This is a genomic window from Variovorax fucosicus (genome assembly GCF_030316825.1).
GTDB lineage: Bacteria > Pseudomonadota > Gammaproteobacteria > Burkholderiales > Burkholderiaceae_C > Variovorax > Variovorax fucosicus.
This window is the reverse complement of record NZ_JASZYU010000003.1, coordinates 485,369-505,845: the sequence shown is the minus strand read 5'-3', so window position 1 is coordinate 505,845 and position 20,477 is coordinate 485,369. Positions and strand designations below refer to the sequence as shown.

Below are 20,477 nucleotides of genomic sequence, written 5' to 3'. Positions count from 1 at the left end.
CAGGCCAATTGTTGTGAAGAGAAGCGTTACTCGTTGATGAGATCGCGCGCTGAGTCAGCGCATATGCCGACCAGCTCAGCCCACGGCGACACTCTGCGGCCGCAGCTCCTTTCGCAGGATCTTGCCCACGGCTGACTTCGGCAAAGCCTCAACGAAGGTGATGTGCCGTGGCACCTTGTAAGGCGCAAGGAGCTTGCGGCAGTGCGCCTCGATCTGTTCAGCCAGCAGGCCGGGTGAGCGGCGCACCACGAAGACATGGGGTGCTTCGCCCGAACGTTCGTCCGGCACGCCGATACACGCGCACTCGAGCACGTCCGGGTGCATGGCGACCACACCCTCGATCTCGTTGGGATAGACGTTGAAGCCGGACACCAGGATCATGTCCTTCTTCCGGTCCACGATGTACATGAGTCCTTGCGCATCCATCGTGACGACATCGCCGGTCTTGAACCAGCCGTCGGCGGTGAATGCCTTGCGGGTCTCCTCTTCCCGATTCCAATAGCCCGCGAACACCTGGGGCCCCTTGATAAGCAACTCACCGGGCGTGTCGAGCGGGACTGGTTGGCCGGCGTCGTCAACGATCAGCACGTCGGTCGAGGGCACGGGCGCGCCAATGGTGCCATTGCGACCCGGGGCGTTGAAGCTGACACTGGGCGAAGTTTCGGTGAGTCCATATGCTTCGGTGATCGGCGGGCCGCCTGCGTCCACCCACTTCTTGGCGACAGCGGCCTGGATCGATGCCCCCGCACCCACGGCCAGTCGGCAGCGTGAAAAGTCGACTTTCGAGAGTTCGGGCAAGGCCACCATGGCGTTGAACAACGTGTTCACGCCGATCAGCATGTCGAAAGGTGCCCGCTGCAACTCTTCGCACAGCGCCTTCGTGTCGCGCGGATTGACGACAAGGCGGTTGTGGGCGCCACTGGCCAGGGCCGCCAAGGCCATGCCCAGCGGGTAGATGTGGTACAGCGGCAGGGGCGTGATCAGTTCGAGGTTTTCCAGGTCCACCGTGAGCCGCAGCCAAGACTGCATCTGCAGCACGCTCGCGAGTTCACTGCGGTGCGTCAGGCACGCGCCTTTCGAAACCCCGGTGGTGCCGCCGGTGTACTGCAGGAAAGCAAGGTCCGAAGGCTCGACTTGCGCGGCGGTGAAATCGGATGGCGGCAAGGCCGAGATCGCATCGCGCAACGGTACGATCCGGGCCTGGTGGCACCCGGCCTGCGCCATCCGTTCGCCGGCAGGAGCGAACAGCGCCTGCCTCACGCCTTGCATCGGCACTGTCAGGACATGCCGCACCTGCGTCTGGTCCAACACCTCGGTTACGAGCGGAATGAACGGCTCTCCGGCGAGCAGCGCGGCGGCGCCGGAGTCGCCAAGCTGGTATTGCAGCTCGCGCGCCGTGTAGAGCGGATTCATGGTCACTCCCACCATGCCGGCACGCAGGATCGCCGCAAGCGCTACTGGATAGAGCAGGTTGTTGTGCAACAGAAGTGCGACTCGATCGCCGGGCTGGAGACCGGCCTCCTGCAAGGAGCGCGCGAGCAGCGCCGACGCGCGCTCCACCTCCGCGAAGGTCAGTGATTCGCCTGCGCAGCTGATGGCTGTGCGGCTGGCGTACCGCGCAAAGGCGCGCTCGAGCAAAGTCACAAGCGTTTCGCCTTCATCGAGGTCCAGATCTCGAGAAAGGCCGGCCGGGTAGGCTAGATGCCAAAGTCGTTGTTCCATGGTGTGTCCTGTAGACGCCGACGCTCAGGCCACCAGCGCTTCGCGCACGAAGTCCATCCGGTCCTGGCCGAAGAACATCTGGTCGCCGACAAAGATCGTTGGTGCGCCGAACACGCCGCGCTTCACGGCTTCCTCCGTGGTGGCCTTCAGCGCGGCCTTGGTCTCAGGGTCCTGCGTCAGGCGCTCGATCTCGGCCGGGTCGAACCCGCCCGCTTTCAGGATGTCTGCTGTGAGCTGCGGCTCGTTCAGGTTGAGCGCGTCAATCCAGAGCGCCTTGAAAACGCAGCCGAGCAGTTGCTGCAGCTGCTCGGGGCGGCGCAGCTGAATACCGGTGACCGCGCGCATGAGAAACAGTGTGATGACGGGAAAGTGCGGATTCCCCTGGAACGGCACGCCATAGCGGCGTGCATGGCGCTCATAGTCCATTTGCGTATAGCGCCCCTTGACGGGGATGGTGGCCGGAGAGGCGTTACCGGTGGCTTGGTAGACGCCGCCCAGCAGCATAGGCCGGTAGACGAGGTCGGCGCCATGGCTGGCGCACAAGTTCGGTAACTGCGTCCATGCGAGATACGACGACGGGCTGCCTACATCGAAGAAAAAATCAACTGACTTGCGCATCAAGAGCTCCTTTACATTAACGATCGTTTGGTTAACGAAAACTAAGTGATCGCCGCGGTCTCGTCAACGGGGTTTTACTGGGTTTTTATTCGATTGACAAACGATCGTTTACTGACTAACGTCTAATAACGTAACGACCGTTTCTTAAAGGAGAACGCATGAACCCATCTACCACCCCCCGCGGCGTGGCGCTCGTCATTGGTGCCGGTGACGCCACTGGCAGCGCCATTGGCGCGCGCTTTGCCCGCGAGGGCTACGTGGCGTGCCTCACGCGCCGATCGGCGGACAAGCTGGAACCGGCCGTGGAGCGAATCCGCGCCGCTGGCGGCGAAGCCTTCGGCTACGGCAGCGATGCGCGCAAGGAGGAGGACGTGGTCGCGCTGATCGACCAAGTCGAAAAGGAGCGCGGCCCGATTGAGGTGATGGTGTTCAACATCGGTGCCAACGTGCCCAGCAGCATCCTGGAAGAAACAGGACGCAAGTACATGAAGATTTGGGAGATGGCCACATTCAGCGGCTTCCTCAACGCGCGGGAGGTCGCCCGCAGGATGGTAGCGCGCGGCCGCGGCACGATCCTTTTCACCGGCGCGACGGCGGGCATCCGCGGCTCGGCCAACTTCGCTGCTTTCGCCGGCGCCAAGCATGCTCTGCGAGCGCTAGCGCAGAGCATGGCCCGCGAACTCGGGCCCAAGGGCATCCACGTTGCACACATTGTGGTGGACGGTGCGATCGACACGGATTTCATCCGCACGCAGTTCCCCGAACGCTACGCACTGAAGGAACGGGACGGCATTCTGAACCCCGAGCATATCGCGGAGAACTACTGGTACCTGCACACGCAGCCGCGTGATGCCTGGACTTTCGAGATGGACCTGCGCCCCTACATGGAAACCTGGTGAAAGACGACACATGAAAACACGCATTACTGAACTCTTCGGCATCCGCCACCCCATCATCCAGGGCGGTATGCACTACGTCGGCTTCGCTGAACTGGCCGCGGCAGTGTCCAACGCCGGCGGCCTGGGGCTGATTACCGGCCTGACCCAGAAAACGCCAGAGTTGCTGGCGAAGGAGATCCGCCGCTGCCGCGAAATGACGGACCAGCCGTTCGGGGTGAACCTTACGTTCCTGCCCACATTGGCCTCGCCGCCGTACCCCGAATACATCGCTGCGATCGTCGAGGGCGGGGTGCGCATCGTCGAGACAGCAGGACGCAGTCCTGAGGCCTACATGCCCGCGTTCAAGAAGTTCGGCATCAAGGTCATCCACAAGTGCACCTCCGTTCGGCACGCGCTGAAGGCCGAAGCGATTGGATGCGACGCCGTGAGCGTCGACGGCTTCGAATGTGGCGGCCATCCGGGCGAGGATGACATGCCGAACATGATCCTGCTGCCTAGGGCCGCAGAGGAGCTGAAGATCCCATTCGTAGCCTCTGGCGGGATGGCGGACGCGCGCAGCCTGGTGGCGGCACTCGCTTTGGGCGCGGAAGGCATGAACATGGGGACCCGGTTCGTGGCCACCCAGGAAGCGCCGGTGCATCAGAACGTGAAGGACGCGATTGTCGCGGCAACCGAGCTGGACACCAGGCTCGTCATGCGCGGCCTGCGCAACACGGAGCGCGTCCTGACGAACTCGTCGGTCGAGGAATTGATCCAGATCGAAAAGGAGAAGGGCGCCAATCTCAAGTTCGACGACATCATGGAGCAGGTCGCTGGCGTCTACCCGCGCGTAATGGTGGAAGGCAAGATGGATGCCGGCGCCTGGAGCTGTGGCATGGTGGTGGGTCTGATCAACGACATCCCGACCGTGCAGGAGCTGATCGACCGCATCATGGGCGAAGCGGAGCAATTGATCACGGCGCGGCTTGCCGGATTCCTGGAGCCTGTTGCGGCTTAGGGAACGTCTTATATGGGCGCCTCACGAGCATCGCTGGCAGCCGCATCTTCGCGTCGCACATGGCATCGAGCAACGCCTTGAGCAGCCCCCGCAGCTCGTTGGTCTTTCGACCGAGTGGCGGGCCGGGCCGGAGTTCGTTCAGCGTACGAATGAACTTCTATGGACGCTGAGGCCATTCCCGTTCGGAGTTCTAGATTTCGCGGCCAGGTTCAGGAACTCGCTTCAAGTCGTTCGCTGAAGGTCAGAAGCATTTCAGCGCAGGTCCTTGCGATCAGCGCGGCCTCAGGGGCGCGTTGGACAAGAATCTGCGCCATCGCGCCGTCGTAAAGCAGGTTGAGTTGTGCGGCAGTCTTCGCCACATCGGGCCAATCTGGCGGAAGTAGCGCAGCGAAGAGTTCGAGTACCGCTTTCTTGTGAGTACGCGCGATCTGGCGAACTTGATCGGATGATTCGTTCTCGGCCACGGCCAGCATGAAGGCACAGCCGCGGAAATCTGGCGTTTCCGCCTTCTCGTGCAGCAGATCAAAAAGCGCCAGGATACGTGCGTGCCTCCTGGGCTTCACTTTCTCCAGGCCTGACTGCAGTGCGGCCATGACCTTGTCATGGCGCCGCTGGAGACATGCAGCGACCAGCGCGTCCTTGCCTGAGAAGTAGCGGTACATCGTCGCCTTCGCGATTCCCGCCTCGACGATGATCCGGTCCACGCCAACCGAGCGGGTCCCTTCCCTGTAGAAAAGGGCTCCGGCGGTGTCGATGATGTGGTCGAGGATGGTTGTCGCTGTGGTGGTTTTCATGAGGCCGGGACCGGGGATGCAGTGTGCTCAAAAATCATAGGCCTGCCGCCAGAAGCCGACGGGTGTAGGCATGCGCAGGCTGGTCGATGATCTGATGCACATCGCCAGCCTCCAGCACTTCGCCGCGATACATGACGGCGACGCGGTCCGCGATGTACGAGACCACCGACAGGTCATGCGTGATGAACAGTAGTGCGAGTCCGCGTTCTCGCTGAAGGTCAACCAGCAGATTCAGGATTTGTGCCTGCACAGACACATCCAGTGCCGAGACCGCCTCGTCGCAAATTAGCAATTGCGGCTCACCGGCCAGCGCGCGGGCGATGCCCACGCGCTGGCGCTGCCCGCCCGACAGCTCATGCGGGCGTCGCGGCAGCACCGTGGGCGACAGGCCGACGGCATCGAGCAGCGCCGTCGTGGCGGCGGAGGCAGGGGTGCCGCGCACCGAATTCGAGTCACGCGCAAGTAGCTCGAGCGGCTCGCGCAGGATGCGTTCGACAGTAAAGCGCGGATTGAAGGCAGCACCGTTGTCCTGGAAGACCATGCCGACACGCCGCCGCTGCGTGAGCGAACGGTCCGATGCGGTCAGGGCCACGGGCTCGCCCTCCAAGGAGAGCGTTCCTTGATGCACCGCCACCATGCCCATCAATGCCCGCGCGAGCGTTGATTTGCCCGACCCGGACTCCCCCACGACCGCGAGCACTTCGCCTGCCTTAACTTGCAGCGAGACGCCCCGCACAGCGTTTACCCGGCCGTGGCGACCGTCGAATGTGACATGGAGGTCTCGCGCCGACAGGAGGGCGGGTGCGTCGCGCCCGGTGGCATGCGGCGCTGTCATGCCAATGCCTTCATTGCCAGATCCAGCCCCAGTCGGCCTTCGTTCACTGCATGGCACCACACCACGCCTCGAGCCACGCGTAACGATTCGGGGCTAGCGGCTTCGCAGCGGGGGGTGGCGAACTCGCAGCGACCAGCAAATGCGCAACCCAACCCGATCTGGTCGGCCGACGGCACGCGACCTTCGATCTCGGCGAGTCGCGGACGTGGTGCCCCCTTCGGTCGGCGATGCGGTCTGGCTACCATGAGGGCGCGCGTGTAGGGATGCAATGAGCCGTCAAAGAGCGAATCCGCAGATCGGTCCTCGACGGCCCTGCCGGCATACATCACCATGACCCGGTCGGCCCATCGTGCCACCAGGTTCAGATCGTGGGTAATGATGACGAGCGCCATGCCACTGTCGCGCTGCAGACTCTGCAGCAGTTGCAGAATCTCGGCCTGCACGGTGGCGTCAAGTGCGGTCGTGGGCTCGTCGGCAATCAGTATGTCGGGCCGGTTGGCAATGGCGATTGCGATCAGTGCGCGCTGGCGCATACCCCCAGAGAGCTGGTGCGGGTACGCCGAAAAGGACTGGGCAGGATCCGGTAGTTTTACGCGCTTCAGCAGCGCCAACGCCTCTTCCCGGGCTTGCTGGGCACTGAGCTGCTGATGAGCGTTGAGCGCCTCGACGATCTGCTCGCCGACACGGAGCACCGGGTTGAGTGCCGCCATCGGGTCCTGGAACACGAATGCGATTCGACGCCCGCGCCGCGCGCGCCAGCCGTTGTCGTCCAGCGCGGTGACGTCTTCTCCCAGGAGTTCGACCGCGCCGCTGGTGACCTTCACGCCGTCGGGCAGCAGACCCGCCAGCGCCAGCGCGGTGAGCGTTTTGCCGCAGCCCGATTCACCCACGATTGCCAGCGTCTCGCCGCGAGCGACCTGGACGTCCAGTCCGCGCACGGCCGCCACAGGACCGCGATCCGAGGGCACAGAGATCACCAGATCGCGGGTGCGCAGCACCTTGAAAGCCGCGCTCATGCCGCACCGCCGCGTCGCAGGTGCTGCGCCAGCCCATCGCCAATGAGGCTCAGCGACATCACGACGAACACGATCGCTGCTCCGGGGATGAGGGTCATGTAGGGTGCGTCGAGCAGCGCCTCACGCGAGGCACCGATCATTCCGCCCCAGCTGATGCGGTTGCTGTCGCTCATGCCCAGGAATGCGAGGCCCGCCTCGGTCAGCACCGCGAGGGCCGTGAGGATCGACGCGGCCACAATCACCGGAGGAAAGGCGTTGGGAAGGATGTGGGTGAGGATCACCCGCACATGGCTTCCGCCCATCACGCTGCAAAGCTTGACGTAGTCGCGCTCGCGCAATGCCAGCGTTTCCGCGCGCACCAGCCGCGCCACCATGGTCCAGCTTGTGACGCCGATGGCCAGGACGATGTTCTCCAGCTTTGAGCCCATGATGGATACCAGGATGATGGCAAAGAGGAAATGTGGAATCACCTGGAAGAGCTCGGTGATGCGCATGAGCAAGTGATCCACCCAGCGGCCGAAGTAACCGGCCGCCAATCCGACCGACGTGCCCAGCACGGTCGCGATCAAGGTGGCCGACAAGCCCACCAGCAGAGAGACGCGCGCGCCGTGCATCACGCCCGCAGCGATGTCGCGCCCCATGATGTCGGTGCCCAGTGGAAACTGGGAGTCGGTTCCCGGCCGGACGAAGGGGGAGCCTGCCAGGTCGAACGGATCGCCGGGGTACAGCCATCCCGCGGAGATTGCGACCAGCACCTGGATGACGAGCAGCACCGTGCCGGTCTGCAGGGAGATGGGCCAGGCGCGAAATGACCGCCAGAGGCGGCTGCTCGCGCCGCGAGGCACTGCGACTCTTGCGGCCATCACGGCCTCTTGGGTACCTTCGCGCCTTTCGGCAGGCGATGGCTTCGTCAACGTGGAAATGGTGGTGCCGGTGTGGGTTTTCATTTCAGGGTCACCCTTGGGTCCAGGACGGCATAGAGCAGGTCGACCGCCAGATTGACCAACACGACCAGTGTGCCGCTGCACAGGATCAAGCCGGCCAGGAGGTTGTAGTCGCGCTGCTGCATCGCCTCGAAGGCAAGCCGACCCAGCCCGGGCCAGGCAAACACTGTCTCCACCAGGATGGCTCCGCTGAGTAGCGCGCCGGTCTGCATGCCGACGACGGTCACCAGCGGCAGCAGCGCATTGCGCAGCACGTGGCGCACCGTGATGCGCCGTGCCGTCAGCCCCTTGGAACGCGCGGTGCGCACGAAGTCCTGTCCGTATACCTCGAGCATGGCGGCTCGCGTGAAGCGCGCATAGATGGCGGCGTGCAAGGCGCCGAGCGTGATCGCAGGCAGCACCAGGTGGCGGGCCACGCTCAGCGCGCGCTGCCAGTCACCCGCGAGGCCATGGGATTCCATGAAGCCGCCGACGGGCAGCCAGGGCAGCGCCACCGCAAACATCAGCATCAGGCCGATGCCCAGCAGGAAGCCAGGCGTCGCGTAGACCAGCAGTGCGGCAATGCCGATGAAGCGATCGAGGGGCCGCCCACGCCGTGCGGCGGCCAGGGTGCCCGCCGCGACGCCCACCACCACTGCCACGACCAGCCCGGCCACGGCAAGCAGCAGCGTCGGGCCCAGTCGCGCGCCGATCAGCGCCGTCACCGTCGCGTTGTTGCGGAAGGAAAATCCGAGGTTTCCCGACAGCACGTTGCGCGCGTAGAGCAGAAATTGCATGTGGATCGGTTGATCAAGCCCGAAGCTCTGGCGCAGGCTCGCCAGGTACTCGGGCGAACCGCCGCCGGCCTCGCCCGCCAGCACCTGGACCATGTCGCCCGGGGCCAGTTGCAGCAGGACGAACGCCGTCAGCAAGATGAGGAACAGCGTCGGCACCATCTGGACGATGCGCCCGAGGACGTAGCCACGCCCGCGCGCGCGAGCGCCAGCCGCGGACACCGTCGATCCGGGCTCGACCACTGCCGTCAGGGGGCGGGCGCCAGCCATACGTTCTTCAGTGACTCATAGGACCCGTCCGACCCCGTGCTCAGGCCCCGCACGCGCGCTGACGCAATGGTGTACATCCGGTTCTCGAGCAGGGTGAAGTTGGGGATGTCGGTCTGGGCCTGGCGCTGCACCTTCTTGTAGAGTTCGATGCGGCGATCTTCGGTTGGTGCCTCATGGGCCGCCTCGATCAGGCCGTCCATTGCCGGGCTGCTGTAGCCCGAGCCGTTGGACCATGGCACGTCCTTCAGGATCGTCTTCGACCAGTAGAGCCGGTCGGTGCCGATCTGCGGGTCGCCGAAACCGGCGCGGTGTGTGACGATGAGGTCGAAGTCGTTCTGGCTGTAGACCCGCCGCATGAATTGGGGCAGGTCCTGCCCACGGATCGTCACGTCGATGCCCACGCGGCGCAGCGATTGCTTGACGAACTCGCCATAGCGCAGGAAGGTCTCGCCGAAAGGCAACCAGTCGAGGGTGACGGCAAAGCGCACGCCGTCTCCCTTGCGGGGAAGGCCGGCCTGGTCCAGCAGGCGATCGGCCTGTTTCACGTCGAAGGGATAGATGGGCAGATCAGACGTGAAGAAGCGTGTCTGCGTCGACAGCACCGGCGACGTGCCCGGCTTGGCAAACCCACGTGCCGTGACCTTCGACATGGCCTGGAGGTCGATCGCATGCGCCACTGCGCGCCGCACACGCACGTCGTTGAATGGCGGCTTGCGCACGTTGAACTCCAGCACGTTGCTCGACGCGAGCCATTCGTAGCCGCGGAACTCGACCTGCAGGTTCTTGTTCTTCTGCGCGCGTTCGAGGTCGTTGATCGATATGGGGCTGAGCACGCCATACTGAACGGCGCCGGTCTCGAAGGCCGCATAGCGCGCGGTGGCGTCAGGAATAGTGCGATAGACCACTTGGTCGAGATAGGGCTTTCCAGCGTCCCAATAGTCGGGGTTTCGCTCCAGGACGATGCGATCACCACGCACCCACTCCTTGAAACGGAACGGCCCCGTGCCCACCGGCTTGGCGTTCCAGGGATTGCGCACGATGTCCGTACCTTCATAGAGGTGCTTAGGAAGGATCTGCGACTCTGCACTGTTGAGTGCGCTCAGGATCACGCCCGACGGGTTGCGCAGCTTGAGCACCACCGTCAAGGGATCGGGTGTCTCGATCGATTCGACCGCGGCGAAGGTGGAGCGCGCGCGCGGATGCACCTTGAGCCAAACTTGCTCGAAGGTGAACTTGACATCGGCAGAGGTGAAGGGCTTGCCGTCGTGCCACCTGACGTTGGGGCGCAGCTTGAAACGCATTTCCTTGCCGTCCTTGCTCACATCCCAACTGGTCGCGAGTTCGGGCTCGAGCTTGAAGTTCTCCCCGAAACGCACGAGGCCGTCGAAGATCTTGGTGGAAATGGCGGCGACAGCGCCCTGCTGGTTGAAGGCTGCCGTCAAGACGGCGGGTTCACCGGGGTTGGAAACCACGACCAGCGTGCCGCCGCGGACGGGCGATTGTGCGGAAGCGGCGAGCGGGCCAGCAAACAGCGCCGCTGCCGCGAGGGAGAACAAGAGTCGACGCAGGGCGCAGGCAGGAAGGAGAAAGGGCATGGGATGACTTGGTTGAAAGTGCAGGGCGTTCGGCGGCTCGGTTCAGACGCCGAGCGCAGCCTTGCCGGCATTGAGCAGAACGGTGTCGGATTGCGGCGCGTGCACGCGGCCGCACAGCGCATCGCGGTAGTGCCGCTCCAACGGATTTGCCCGGTCCAGTCCGTGATTGCCGGTGATCGACAGCGCCAGTTCCAGCGCACGCACGGCATTGCCCGTCGCAAGCTGCTTGACCTGCTGGGCATGCAGCGGATCCGGCGTCTGTGCGGCGTCGGCGCGGCGTGCAGCATCGTCGATCAAGGTGCGGTTCACCAGTAGCAGCGACTCGATCTCACCGACGACGCCCTGCAAGCGCGGCACCGTCGCGAGCGACGCGCCCAGATTGGAGGGTTTGCGCTCGTGCAGGAAGCGCAGCAACCAATCGCGACCGGCGCGGGCGATGCCGTCGTAGAGTGCGGCGATCAACACACCGTTCCAGACCTCCACCACGGCGCGCCGTGCCTTCGCTGCCGGTGAACCCGGTGGATGGAAGCCGAGCGCATTCGCCGCCGGCACGACGACATCGTCGAGGCGGATGTCGTGACTTGCGGTCGCGCGCAGGCCAGCGTGGTTCCAGCGGGGTTCCACCGTCAGGCCGGCGGCGTCGCCGGGAACCAGCACAGTTCCCACCAACGGCGCATCGTCAGGACCGGTGCGCGCGAAAACGAGCCACCAGCGCACAATGGGACTGCCCGTCGCATAGGCCTTGCGGCCGCTGACACGCCAGCTGCCGTCAGCCTGCTGGGTCGCGATGGTGCCCGGCAAGCCACCGCGGATCGCGGAGCCAAGGTCGGGCTCGGCCTGCAACGCGTTGAGCACGCCGCGGCCTTCAACGGCGGCGCGCGCGATGGTGTCGTAGCCCTCGGGAGGATTGCGCCCCAGCGTGTGATGCATCAGGTAGCTCATGGCCAGCAGGAGGCCTGTCGATGCCTCGCCCCCGCCGACGGCGCTAACAACCCGCGCGGCGTCGGCCAACCCACCGCCGAGACCACCATGGGTGACCGGCACTGTCAGCGCGAGCAGGTTCAATGCCCCCAGGCGTTCGAAGTTCGCATGTGGAAAGCTGGCGCGCTCGTCGTGTTCAGCGGCAGTCGCCGCGAACTCGTCGCGCAGGCTCGCAAGAAGCTCGTCGCTGATTCGCGCGAGCGGCAGGGATTCGGAATGGCCCATGGCGTGGTTTGCTTTCGGAAAATGACCGGCGCGATTCGAACTGCGACTAGGCGACGACAGCCGCCGCCCGCTGTTCGTTCAGGGTTGGGTAATCGATGTAGCCCCGGGGGCCACCGCTGTAGTAGGTGGATGGATCGGCCTCAGTGAGCGGCGCGTTCTGTCGGAACCGCTCGGGCAGGTCGGGGTTGGAGATGTAGAGCCGCCCGAAGGCCACGGCATCAGCCAGCCCTTGCGTGATCACCTGCTCGGCTGACTCGCGCGTGTAACCACCGTTGAGGATCAGCGTGCCCTTGAAGAGCCGTCGAAGGATCGGGGCCAGGAAGGGATCTCCCGGAACCGGGCCCGGACCGGTACTGGCCGACGACGGCTTCCTTGCAAGTCTCAGGTACAGCGGGACGAAGGGTTCGTCGTCATGCGTGGTTCCCTCGAGCATGTGCAAATAGGCAATGCCACGCCGGTCGAGTTCTTTCGCGACGTATGAGAAGGTGCGTACGGGATCTGAATCTCCGATTCGGTCGGAGCGAAAGTGAGGAGAGATGCGCACGCCGACACGCGCTGCACCAAGCTCATCAATCGCAGCGTCAACCACCTGAAGGAGGAAGCGCGCGCGGTTCTCCACTGAACCACCATAGACATCGGTGCGCTTGTTGGTCTCGTCGCGCAGAAACTGATCGATGAGGAAGCCATTGGCTGCCAGGATCTCCACACCGTCGAAACCTGCTTGTCCGGCACGACGAACTGCCGCCCGAAAGTCATCGACGATCGCGGGGATCTCGTGGGTTTCCAGCGCGCGCGGCACGGGAAATGGCTCGAGTTGCCCCGCCGTCAGAATGCCCCCGATCGCTTCGATGGCAGAGGGCGCCACAGGCAGCTCTCCCGCCGGTAGCGTCGAGAGCAGTGCCTTGCGGCCCACATGGTAGAGCTGCTGAAAGATCGTCCCACCTGCAGCATGTACGGCCGCCGCGACACGCGTCCACGCTTGGTTCTGCACGTCCGTGTGGTGCGCCGCTGCGTTCGCGCGCGTCGTGCTCTGGTGCGAAATGTGGCATCCCTCCGTCACGATCAGTCCTGCTGTGGCTCGTTGTGCGTAGTAAATGTCTACCAGTTCGGTCGGGGCGCGATTTGCATCGGACCGTGCTCGCACCAGCGGTGCCATGACGACACGGTTGGGCAGTACGCGAGAGCCAAATTGGAGGGGCTCGAGAAGCTTCATGAGTTTGGGGGCACTTCGCCGATCTGGTTGCTGATGCGTCGAAGATAAGACAGACCTGTCTGTCTCGTTAGAAGGAAAATGTTCTTTGATATGCGGATTTGGATGTCGGCGCAGGATTCAGGAGGTTCAATCTCCTGCGTCTCCGCTGCGAAGACCTGCTCGTGCTGCTCGCCGGGCTCACCAAGCGACAGGTCAGCAAGACGGTGCATCTTGCCGGGCCTTGCGGCGACCGCATTCCTCGCCACTCGCCCCGAGGCGCCAGTACGCTGCATCGCGCGACGCATCCGACGACTGACTAAGCTATTGGATGCCGGCGCGGTTTGAGTTGACGCATGGCAAGACTGTCACCGTCGTCTCGACACGCTTCAGGACCCCAGGCGGGCGTCGCGCCTGAGCGACTGAGGCGGCTTGCCGAAGCCCCGCATGAACGCCTCGCGAAGATGGCGTCGATCGCGAAAGCCCGTTTCGCGAGCAACCACCTCCAGCGGGTGGCGGCTGCGCTCGATCATCAAGCGGGCCGCCTCCACGCGCAGACGCTCTACCGCCTTGGCCGGCGACTGGCCGGTCTCGGCCGTGAACACACGGCTGAACTGGCGCGGGCTGAGATTCGCGGCCTCAGCGAGTTCTTCCACACTCAGCGACTGCGCCAGGTGGTGGCGTGCGTACTCCAGCGCCCGCGCGATGCGGTCCGAGCGCGGCGCGAGACTAAGGATCTCCGAATGCTGCGACTGGCCGCCCGAACGGCGCTGATGCATGACCAGCCTGTGCGCCACCGATCGCGCCACGTCGTCGCCCAGGTCCTTCTCGACGAGGCCGAGCGCCAGATCGAGTTCCGCCGTCATGCCAGCCGAGGTCCAGATCGGGTCATCGGCAATGAAGATGCGGTCCGGCTCGACCTGGACATCGGGATACCGCTGTTGCAGTGCGTCCGCATAGGCCCAGTGCGTCGTGGCGCGTCGCCCTGCCAGCAAGCCGGCCTCGGCCAGTACGAAGGCTCCGGTGCACAGCCCCACGGTCCGACGCGCCCGAGCGCTGCACTTTCGCAGCGCATGCAGCAGTTCGGCTGGCGAGGGGCTGGCCAATGGGTCGATCACGCCCACCACCATCCAGGTGTCCGCGGTGCTGCGTGCGGTGAAGGGCCTCGTCTGCAGGGACATGCCCAGCGAAGCCTTCACGCCGCCGCCGGGCATCGAGTGGCAAGTCACCTCGTAGAAGGGCTCGCCCGCCACGAGGTTGGCGAACTCGAAGACCGCCTGCGTGGCCAGCGCCATCACCTGAAAGCCGGCCGGCAGGACGTAGCCGATCTTGTGCATTTTCGATCTCCGGAGCAGATGGCATAAAACGTGACTATATGCGTCATTTACGCCATCCGCCAGCTGGCGCAACATGCGCTCCATCCCAACCCCAAAACGGAACACCACCATGACACAGACGAAGCCGGGCACCGCCCTCATCACCGGAGCCTCCTCCGGCATCGGGGCGCTCTACGCCGACCGTCTGGCGCGGCGCGGCTACGACCTCATCCTCGTTGCCCGCAGCCGCGAGCGTTTGAATCCGCTGGCTGCGGACATCAGCAGCCGCCACGGCCGCGCGGTGGAGGTTTTCCCCGCCGACCTGAACAACCCGGCGGCGCTGCGCAGCGTGGAAAACAAGCTCAAGCAGGATGCCAGCATCACCCTGCTGGTCAACAACGCAGGCATCGGCACGCACACGTCGCTGCTGGAGAGCGACGTGGACCAGATGGCGCGCATGATCGACCTCAACGTGACGGCGCTGACCCGGCTGAGCTACGCGGCGGTGCCCGGCTTCGTTGCACGCGGCAACGGTGCGTTGATCAACATCGCCTCGATCGCGGCCGTCTCGCCGGAAACCTTGAATGGCGTGTATGGCGGCAGCAAGGCTTTCGTGTTGGCTTTCAGCCAATCGCTGCAGCACGAACTGGCCGGCAAGGGCGTGCGGGTGCAAGCCGTGCTGCCGGGGGCGACGGCCACCGAGTTCTGGGCACGCGGCGGCCTTCCCGTGGAGCACCTGCCGGCGCAGATCGTGATGCGTGCCGAAGACCTGGTGGATGCCGCCTTGCAGGGCTTCGAGCGCGGCGAGTCGGTAACGCTTCCTGCGCTGCATGACGGCGCCCTCTGGGATGCCTACGAAAGCGCGCGCAAGGCGATGGCGCCCCACCTGTCGAGCAACGAAGTGGCGTCGCGCTACCAGCCCTTGCGCTGAGTGGCCGCATCGCATCCACGCCCCCCAAAAATTCAAGGAACCCACCGTGCCGCTGACCAGCAATGATTCACTTTCCGCAATCAAGATTCCCGGGACCGAGGAACACTTTCTCGATCCGCTCGGATCAAACGAAGGAAGCCCCGGGCGTTTGCGCTATCTCTCGGGCGGAAAGGGGCCAGCGTTAGTCCTGCTGCACACCGTGCGCACCCAGGCCGAGCACTTTCGCCACCTCATCCCGCTGGTCCAGGAGCGGTACACGGTGTATGCCCTCGATCTCCCTGGAATGGGGTACTCGGAGATCGTGCCGGGCGCTTCCTACGAGGAGCCGGCCATGCGCGAGGCGGTCAAGAGCCTCATCACCCGACTCGACTTGCGCGACGTGACGCTGCTCGGCGAATCGATGGGCGCCACGCTCGCCCTCACCACCGCAGCCGATCTGCCCGAGAGAGTGCGGCGTGTCGTGGCGATCAATGCCTATGACTACGCGGACGGCATCAAGCGGTCCAGCCTGCTGGCCCGGTTCGTCGTGACCGGCGCGCTTGCGCCGGTTGTCGGCGAGACCATCGCGAGCGTCCAACCCAAGCCGATCGTGCGTGCCGTGCTGCGTGGAGGTCTCGGCGACACGGCCGCCCTGCGCGATGACTACCTCGATGAACTGTTGGAGGTCGGACGTCGGCCCGGCTATCCCGTCGTCGCCCGCGCGGTGTACGCCAACCTGCCCAGCCTCATCGCGGCACGCGCCCGCTACCCCGAGGTCCGGGCACCCGTTCATCTCATCTACGGCGAGACGGATTGGTCAAAACCGTCGGACCGGCGAGCCAACAAGCAGCTCCTCCCCGCAGCCGAGTTTGTCCAGGTGCCTGGCGCCGGTCACTTCATCGTCCTCGAGCGGCCGGACGTGGCTGCCAAGGTGTTGAACGACGCTCTGCGAATCGCGAGCGTGCCGAAAGCCGCGGCCTGATGCCGCTCGACGCGGATCCCCTCTGACCTTCGATCAACCCGCAACAACCTGAGGTACTCTCATGCCCAACCCTGACATCGTTCTCTGCGCCCCGGTCCGAACCCCCATCGGCAGCTATGGCGGCTCGCTCAAGGAAACGCCCGCGTCCGCACTGGGCGCCGCGGTGATTCGGGAGACCCTTCACCGCTCAGGTCTGGCCGCGGAAGCCGTCGACACCGTTGTGATGGGACACGTGATCCAGGCCGGCACTCGGATGAATCCGGCACGACAAGCCGCCATCGGCGGCGGACTGCCGGTGCAGGTGCCCGCCCTGACGGTGAATCGGGTGTGCGGATCGGGTGCACAAGCGATCGCAACGGCGGCGCTCGAGATCGCGGCGGGCTATGCCGCGGCTGCGGTGGCCGGCGGCACGGAGAACATGGACCAGGCCCCCTATCTGGTGCCCGGCGCGCGCTGGGGACAGCGCATGGGGGACGCTCAGATGCTGGACAGCATGCTGCGAGACGGCCTCCATGATGCCTTCAGCGGTCAACACTCAGGCTGGCATACCGAAGATCTCGTCGCTCGGTACGGCATTACGCGCGAGGACCAGGATCGCTGGGCCGTGCGTTCACAGCAACGGTTCAGTGAGGCCCAGGCTGCCGGCAAGTTCGCGGAAGAGATCGTCGCCATCGAACTCTCCGGCCGCAAGGGACCGGTGAGCTTCTCCAGGGACGAAGCCAATCGGCCCGACACCACGGTCGAATCACTGGCCAAGCTCAAGCCGGCGTTTCGAAAGGACGGGACGATCACTGCCGGCAACGCGCCAGGGCTCAACAGCGGCGCAGCGGCGATGGTCGTTGCGGAGCGCAGTTTTGCCGAGAAGCAAGGGCTGCGGCCGTGGGCGCGCCTGGTCTCGCACGGCGTCGCGGCGGTTGAGCCGGGCATGTTCGGTATCGGGCCGGTGCCGGCGGTCAAACTGGCCCTGGAACGCGCCGGCTGGAAGCACACGGACATCCAGCGCATCGAGATCAACGAGGCATTCGCCGCGATCACGCTGGCCTGCCTGCGTGAGCTGGACCTGCCGGAAGACATCGTCAACGTCGAGGGTGGCGCCATCGCCCACGGCCACGCCATCGGCGCAACGGGCGCCGTGCTGACCACGCGCTTGCTGCATTCGATGCGACGCGACGGCTTGAGGCGGGGCATCGTGACCTTGTGCATCGGCGGCGGGCAGGGCATCGCGCTGGCGCTCGAAACGCTCTGATGGAAAGGATGGCAATGGGCCTGTACTACCTGGACTCGCACGCTGTCTATCGTGCGTCACCGATCCAAGAAGATCGACCTCGTAGCAGAAGGCTTCACATGGCACTGCACAGGCTGAGCGACGCTTTGGAATTCGCAAGGTGTCTGGCTTGGCCGATCGAACCTGTGATGAGTACCTGACGATAGGCCGTCAAAGTGGCGGCGCCGAATGGGTGCGAAATCAGCACCTTGCGATGCCGTGACCGAAGACGGCCGATCTTCCCAGCCGCGGTCCCTGAGAACTGTTGTTAGCCGATTCCCGCAAGACTTGTCTGGCAAATGAGCAAATGCTTGCTATGCCTTAGGGTCTCCATGCAATCATCTTTTCATTTACCCCAGGAAATCCCTGCGGCATCACGAGGCGCTTGCCTTGTCTCGGGCCTGGGCTCCGGCGACGGAGAGCAGGAAGCGACCCTCGCGCTGCTGCACGTGCTAAGGCGAGAGGGGCTGCGGGTTGCGGCAATGACGCCGGTCATTTCTGACGCGCGACGAGTTGGGGGCAGATGGATCAGCCCGCTTCTTAGCGAACTTTGCCAGGCAAGTTCGTTTCTTGATCTACCCGTTCAGGCACTCTGTCCGTATCTGCTGCGAAACGGCATTTATCACGAGAGTGCAGGGGGAGGAGACGGTCGTGTGCAGATCCGGCCGATCGCAGAGACATTCGCCGCGCTCTCCATGTGGTCCGATGCTGTTGTCGTCAAGGGGATGGATGGGTTGTCTAAAAGACTCGGTGCACGGCTATCGACGTGCGACGTTGCCAGCCGCTTGGCTTTGCCGTTGGTGATATGCCTGCGTCACGGGCCGTCCATCCAATCCCGCTTGTCCCAAGCATTGAAACAGGCGAGGCGCCGAGACATCGCGGTCGTCGGATGGATCGCGACGGGATGCGATCCGAGCGTGGTGACCGTTCTGGAGGAACTCTCTCAGGGGGCGGGCCTACATTGCCTCGGCGCGATCACCAAGGTACCCAGGTCAGAGCTCGAGCTCATATACGGTTTGAATCTGGATGTCATCTACCGGCGTCTGCGGCTCCGATCCACGACGACAAACCGTCTCGCCTGTCACTAGCAGGATGCAGAAATTTCGTCTGCACAAATTTGCGCTGGCCTGGGAACAAAAATGTCTGGACGATTGGACGTGCTCACTGACAGAAGGGGTCCTTCAGGAAGTTAGGATCACGGACGGCCTTTTCTTGCCTGTATTGCGATGCGGCGTGGAACGAGGATCCCGATGTCCAGCAGCATCTGCGCCATGCCCTTGCCCAGGGGATCCATACGCATGGAAGAGGGGCCGCCACCATCCAGTGCATCGTGGACGAGAAGGTTCATCGAAGCAGTTCCGGGCAGATAGAAGCGACTGACCTTGCCTGCAGGAAGATGCTTGAAGTAGCCCTCGACGACTTCGGGTTGCAGCCTTGCCCAGAGCAATGGCAGCCATTCCGCACGTCGAGCAATCAGCCCAATGTTGGAGATGTTTCCCTTGTCGCCGCTACGGCCGTAGGCCAATTCGATGAGACGGACCTCCTCTTGTGGCTCGTTGGCATCGCTCCAGCTTTCGGGAGACGGGGGCGGCGACCATTGTGGATCTCTTGTAGTGGCCGCGATATCGACAGCATGCCGCGAGCCATCGAGAACGAAGGTCGGTTGCACTGCTGCCGTATTCAGGAGGAACGAAAACGGCTTGATCAGCGGAGACACCGAAGGGCGCCCCCCGCCGGGACTGGTGGTTCCCGGAGCCCAAGATGTGCCCGAAGGCGCAATCTCGCGCGCGAACATCGCCAGAGCAGCCTTCTGCGGGTGGTTGGCCACCACGCGCATCGTGACTTCACGCACCTGGCGGGTACGCGAATGCGGCCCGTACAGAGTTTCGGAGCCAATGACTTCAATGTACGTCGAGGTGAAGGGGGGCTGATTGCTCTGACGCAGGATTTCGCTGGTTCGCTCGATGATGGCTTCGGCTGTGCGGCGAGCCTTCTTCTCAGCATCGATGCCGATGATCACCATGCTCCCAGCGCAGCGAAAGCCATCCAGTTGAGTGGCCGATACCTTGTATTGCGATGTCGGTGCGCGGCCCTTGGCAGCGCTCACGCGCACGCGATTCTCTCCCATCTGTTCGATCGTCACGTCTCGGAAATCGCAACTCACGTCAGGCAGCAGGTAGGCTCCGGGATCGCCGATCTCATAGAGCATCTGTTCTGCCACATTGGCGCGGATCACTTTTCCGCCCGTGCCTTCAGGCTTCGTAACGATGAAGCTGCCATCGGCATGACACTCCACGATGGGGTAACCGATGTGTGCCCAGTCGGGAATGTCTTCCCAATCGGTGTGCAGGCCACCCGTAGCCTGACATCCGCATTCGATGATGTGGCCTGCCAGGCTTCCCGAAGCCAGCAGGTCGTAGTCGTCGATCTGCCACCCGAACTCATGCATCAGCGGCCCGAGCGTGACAGCGCTGTCCACACAACGGCCGGTGATCACCACCTCCGCACCGGCTGCCAGTGCGGCGGCGATCGGAGCTGCGCCGAGATAAGCGCTGGCACTGAGTACCTTGTCGGGGAGAACCTCGCTGGTGAACATGTCACGCGCGCCGCGTTGGCGCAGTTCTGGCATCAGGGCGCTCACGTCGTCGCCTTCGACCACAGCGATGCGCAGCATGATTCCCTGCGCATCTGCCAGTGCCTTGAGGGCGGCGGCGCAACCGTGTGGATTAATGCCGCCCGCATTGCTCACAACCTTGATGCCCTGCTGTTTGACCTCTGCCAGGACGGACTTCATCGCGATGTCCACAAAGTCCGTCGCGTAGCCCATTTCAGGGTTCTTGGCGCGGGCTGATGCCAAGATGGCCATCGTCGTCTCTGCCAAATAGTCGAAGACCAGATAGTCAAGTAGTCCGCTCTTCACCAGCTGCGGCGCGGCGACCATGCTGTCGCCCCAGAAGCCGGATGCGCCGCCGATGCGGACGGTGCGGGCCGTTGTGTTTGGAGTGTCTGTCATTGGGTGTCCTCTGCTCGGCCCAGCTTAGCGAAGCGGTCGCCGCGGCGCTTGCGCCGACTCGCTGCGCGCAGCAGCGCCTCCACGCAAGACAGGCAGGGCAGGGCGCGCCAAGATGCTCCGACCGGCCCTGTTCC

General features: G+C 64.2%; 18 protein-coding genes. 6 read left to right on the top strand and 12 right to left on the bottom strand.

Annotated features, from left to right (window positions below; genetic code table 11):
- Window positions 1-75 precede the first annotated feature (75 nt).
- Both QTI05_RS19895 and QTI05_RS19890 read right to left on the bottom strand, forming a co-directional pair.
- Window positions 76-1,722, bottom strand: coding sequence for an AMP-binding protein (locus QTI05_RS19895; protein WP_286620488.1), 1,647 nt, complete (start codon window positions 1,720-1,722; stop codon window positions 76-78).
- Between the two features lie 24 nt (window positions 1,723-1,746).
- A complete protein-coding gene (locus tag QTI05_RS19890; RefSeq protein WP_286545427.1) occupies window positions 1,747-2,340 on the bottom strand; it encodes a 2-hydroxychromene-2-carboxylate isomerase in 594 nt (197 codons plus the stop codon).
- A gap of 158 nt (window positions 2,341-2,498) precedes the next feature.
- Here QTI05_RS19890 and QTI05_RS19885 point away from each other — a divergent pair, with 158 nt between their 5' ends.
- Both QTI05_RS19885 and QTI05_RS19880 read left to right on the top strand, forming a co-directional pair.
- Window positions 2,499-3,239, top strand: coding sequence for an SDR family oxidoreductase (locus QTI05_RS19885; RefSeq protein WP_286620486.1), 741 nt, complete (start codon window positions 2,499-2,501; stop codon window positions 3,237-3,239).
- Between the two features lie 10 nt (window positions 3,240-3,249).
- On the top strand, window positions 3,250-4,236 hold the full coding sequence (locus QTI05_RS19880; protein ID WP_286544450.1) for an NAD(P)H-dependent flavin oxidoreductase: 987 nt from the start codon (window positions 3,250-3,252) through the stop codon (window positions 4,234-4,236).
- A 209-nt stretch (window positions 4,237-4,445) separates the two neighbouring features.
- Here QTI05_RS19880 and QTI05_RS19875 read toward each other — a convergent pair whose 3' ends face one another.
- The 9 genes from QTI05_RS19875 to QTI05_RS19835 all read right to left on the bottom strand — a co-directional run bounded on the left by QTI05_RS19875 (window position 4,446) and on the right by QTI05_RS19835 (window position 14,195).
- Window positions 4,446-5,030 (bottom strand): TetR/AcrR family transcriptional regulator, encoded by a 585-nt coding sequence (locus QTI05_RS19875; RefSeq protein WP_286620485.1) that lies wholly within the window; start codon window positions 5,028-5,030, stop codon window positions 4,446-4,448.
- Between the two features lie 34 nt (window positions 5,031-5,064).
- Window positions 5,065-5,865, bottom strand: a complete 801-nt coding sequence (locus tag QTI05_RS19870; RefSeq protein ID WP_286544444.1) for an ABC transporter ATP-binding protein — start codon at window positions 5,863-5,865, stop codon at window positions 5,065-5,067.
- On the bottom strand, window positions 5,862-6,881 hold the full coding sequence (locus QTI05_RS19865; protein WP_286620483.1) for an ABC transporter ATP-binding protein: 1,020 nt from the start codon (window positions 6,879-6,881) through the stop codon (window positions 5,862-5,864). Before QTI05_RS19865 ends, QTI05_RS19870 begins: the two co-directional genes overlap by 4 nt.
- Window positions 6,878-7,828, bottom strand: a complete 951-nt coding sequence (locus QTI05_RS19860) for an ABC transporter permease (protein ID WP_286620482.1) — start codon at window positions 7,826-7,828, stop codon at window positions 6,878-6,880. The genes QTI05_RS19865 and QTI05_RS19860 overlap by 4 nt, the downstream gene beginning before the upstream one ends.
- Window positions 7,825-8,868 (bottom strand): ABC transporter permease, encoded by a 1,044-nt coding sequence (locus tag QTI05_RS19855; protein ID WP_286620481.1) that lies wholly within the window; start codon window positions 8,866-8,868, stop codon window positions 7,825-7,827. The genes QTI05_RS19860 and QTI05_RS19855 overlap by 4 nt, the downstream gene beginning before the upstream one ends.
- Window positions 8,847-10,463: an ABC transporter substrate-binding protein gene (locus QTI05_RS19850; RefSeq protein WP_286620479.1), complete on the bottom strand. Its 1,617-nt coding sequence runs from the start codon at window positions 10,461-10,463 to the stop codon at window positions 8,847-8,849. Before QTI05_RS19850 ends, QTI05_RS19855 begins: the two co-directional genes overlap by 22 nt.
- 42 nt (window positions 10,464-10,505) lie before the next feature.
- The gene (locus QTI05_RS19845; protein ID WP_286620477.1) at window positions 10,506-11,669 is read right to left on the bottom strand and encodes an acyl-CoA dehydrogenase family protein; all 1,164 of its coding nucleotides are present in this window, start codon (window positions 11,667-11,669) and stop codon (window positions 10,506-10,508) included.
- A gap of 46 nt (window positions 11,670-11,715) precedes the next feature.
- Window positions 11,716-12,882 (bottom strand): alkene reductase, encoded by a 1,167-nt coding sequence (locus QTI05_RS19840; RefSeq protein WP_286620476.1) that lies wholly within the window; start codon window positions 12,880-12,882, stop codon window positions 11,716-11,718.
- Window positions 12,883-13,247: 365 nt separating this feature from the next.
- Complete coding sequence (locus QTI05_RS19835; protein ID WP_286620474.1) at window positions 13,248-14,195, bottom strand: GlxA family transcriptional regulator; 948 nt, start codon at window positions 14,193-14,195, stop codon at window positions 13,248-13,250.
- A gap of 109 nt (window positions 14,196-14,304) precedes the next feature.
- Between QTI05_RS19835 and QTI05_RS19830 the strand changes: the two genes are divergently transcribed.
- The 4 genes from QTI05_RS19830 (at window position 14,305) to bioD (ending at window position 18,418) form a co-directional block, all read left to right on the top strand.
- Window positions 14,305-15,105, top strand: a complete 801-nt coding sequence (locus QTI05_RS19830; protein WP_286620473.1) for an SDR family NAD(P)-dependent oxidoreductase — start codon at window positions 14,305-14,307, stop codon at window positions 15,103-15,105.
- A gap of 46 nt (window positions 15,106-15,151) precedes the next feature.
- Window positions 15,152-16,066, top strand: a complete 915-nt coding sequence (locus tag QTI05_RS19825; protein ID WP_286620471.1) for an alpha/beta fold hydrolase — start codon at window positions 15,152-15,154, stop codon at window positions 16,064-16,066.
- 61 nt (window positions 16,067-16,127) lie between these two features.
- Window positions 16,128-17,312: an acetyl-CoA C-acetyltransferase gene (locus tag QTI05_RS19820; protein WP_286620469.1), complete on the top strand. Its 1,185-nt coding sequence runs from the start codon at window positions 16,128-16,130 to the stop codon at window positions 17,310-17,312.
- A gap of 317 nt (window positions 17,313-17,629) precedes the next feature.
- On the top strand, window positions 17,630-18,418 hold the full coding sequence (gene bioD / locus QTI05_RS27870; RefSeq protein WP_353505962.1) for an ATP-dependent dethiobiotin synthetase BioD: 789 nt from the start codon (window positions 17,630-17,632) through the stop codon (window positions 18,416-18,418).
- A gap of 107 nt (window positions 18,419-18,525) precedes the next feature.
- On the opposite strand, the gene QTI05_RS19815 is transcribed toward bioD, so the two are convergent.
- Window positions 18,526-20,343, bottom strand: coding sequence for an acyclic terpene utilization AtuA family protein (locus tag QTI05_RS19815; RefSeq protein WP_286620468.1), 1,818 nt, complete (start codon window positions 20,341-20,343; stop codon window positions 18,526-18,528).
- Window positions 20,344-20,477 lie beyond the last annotated feature (134 nt).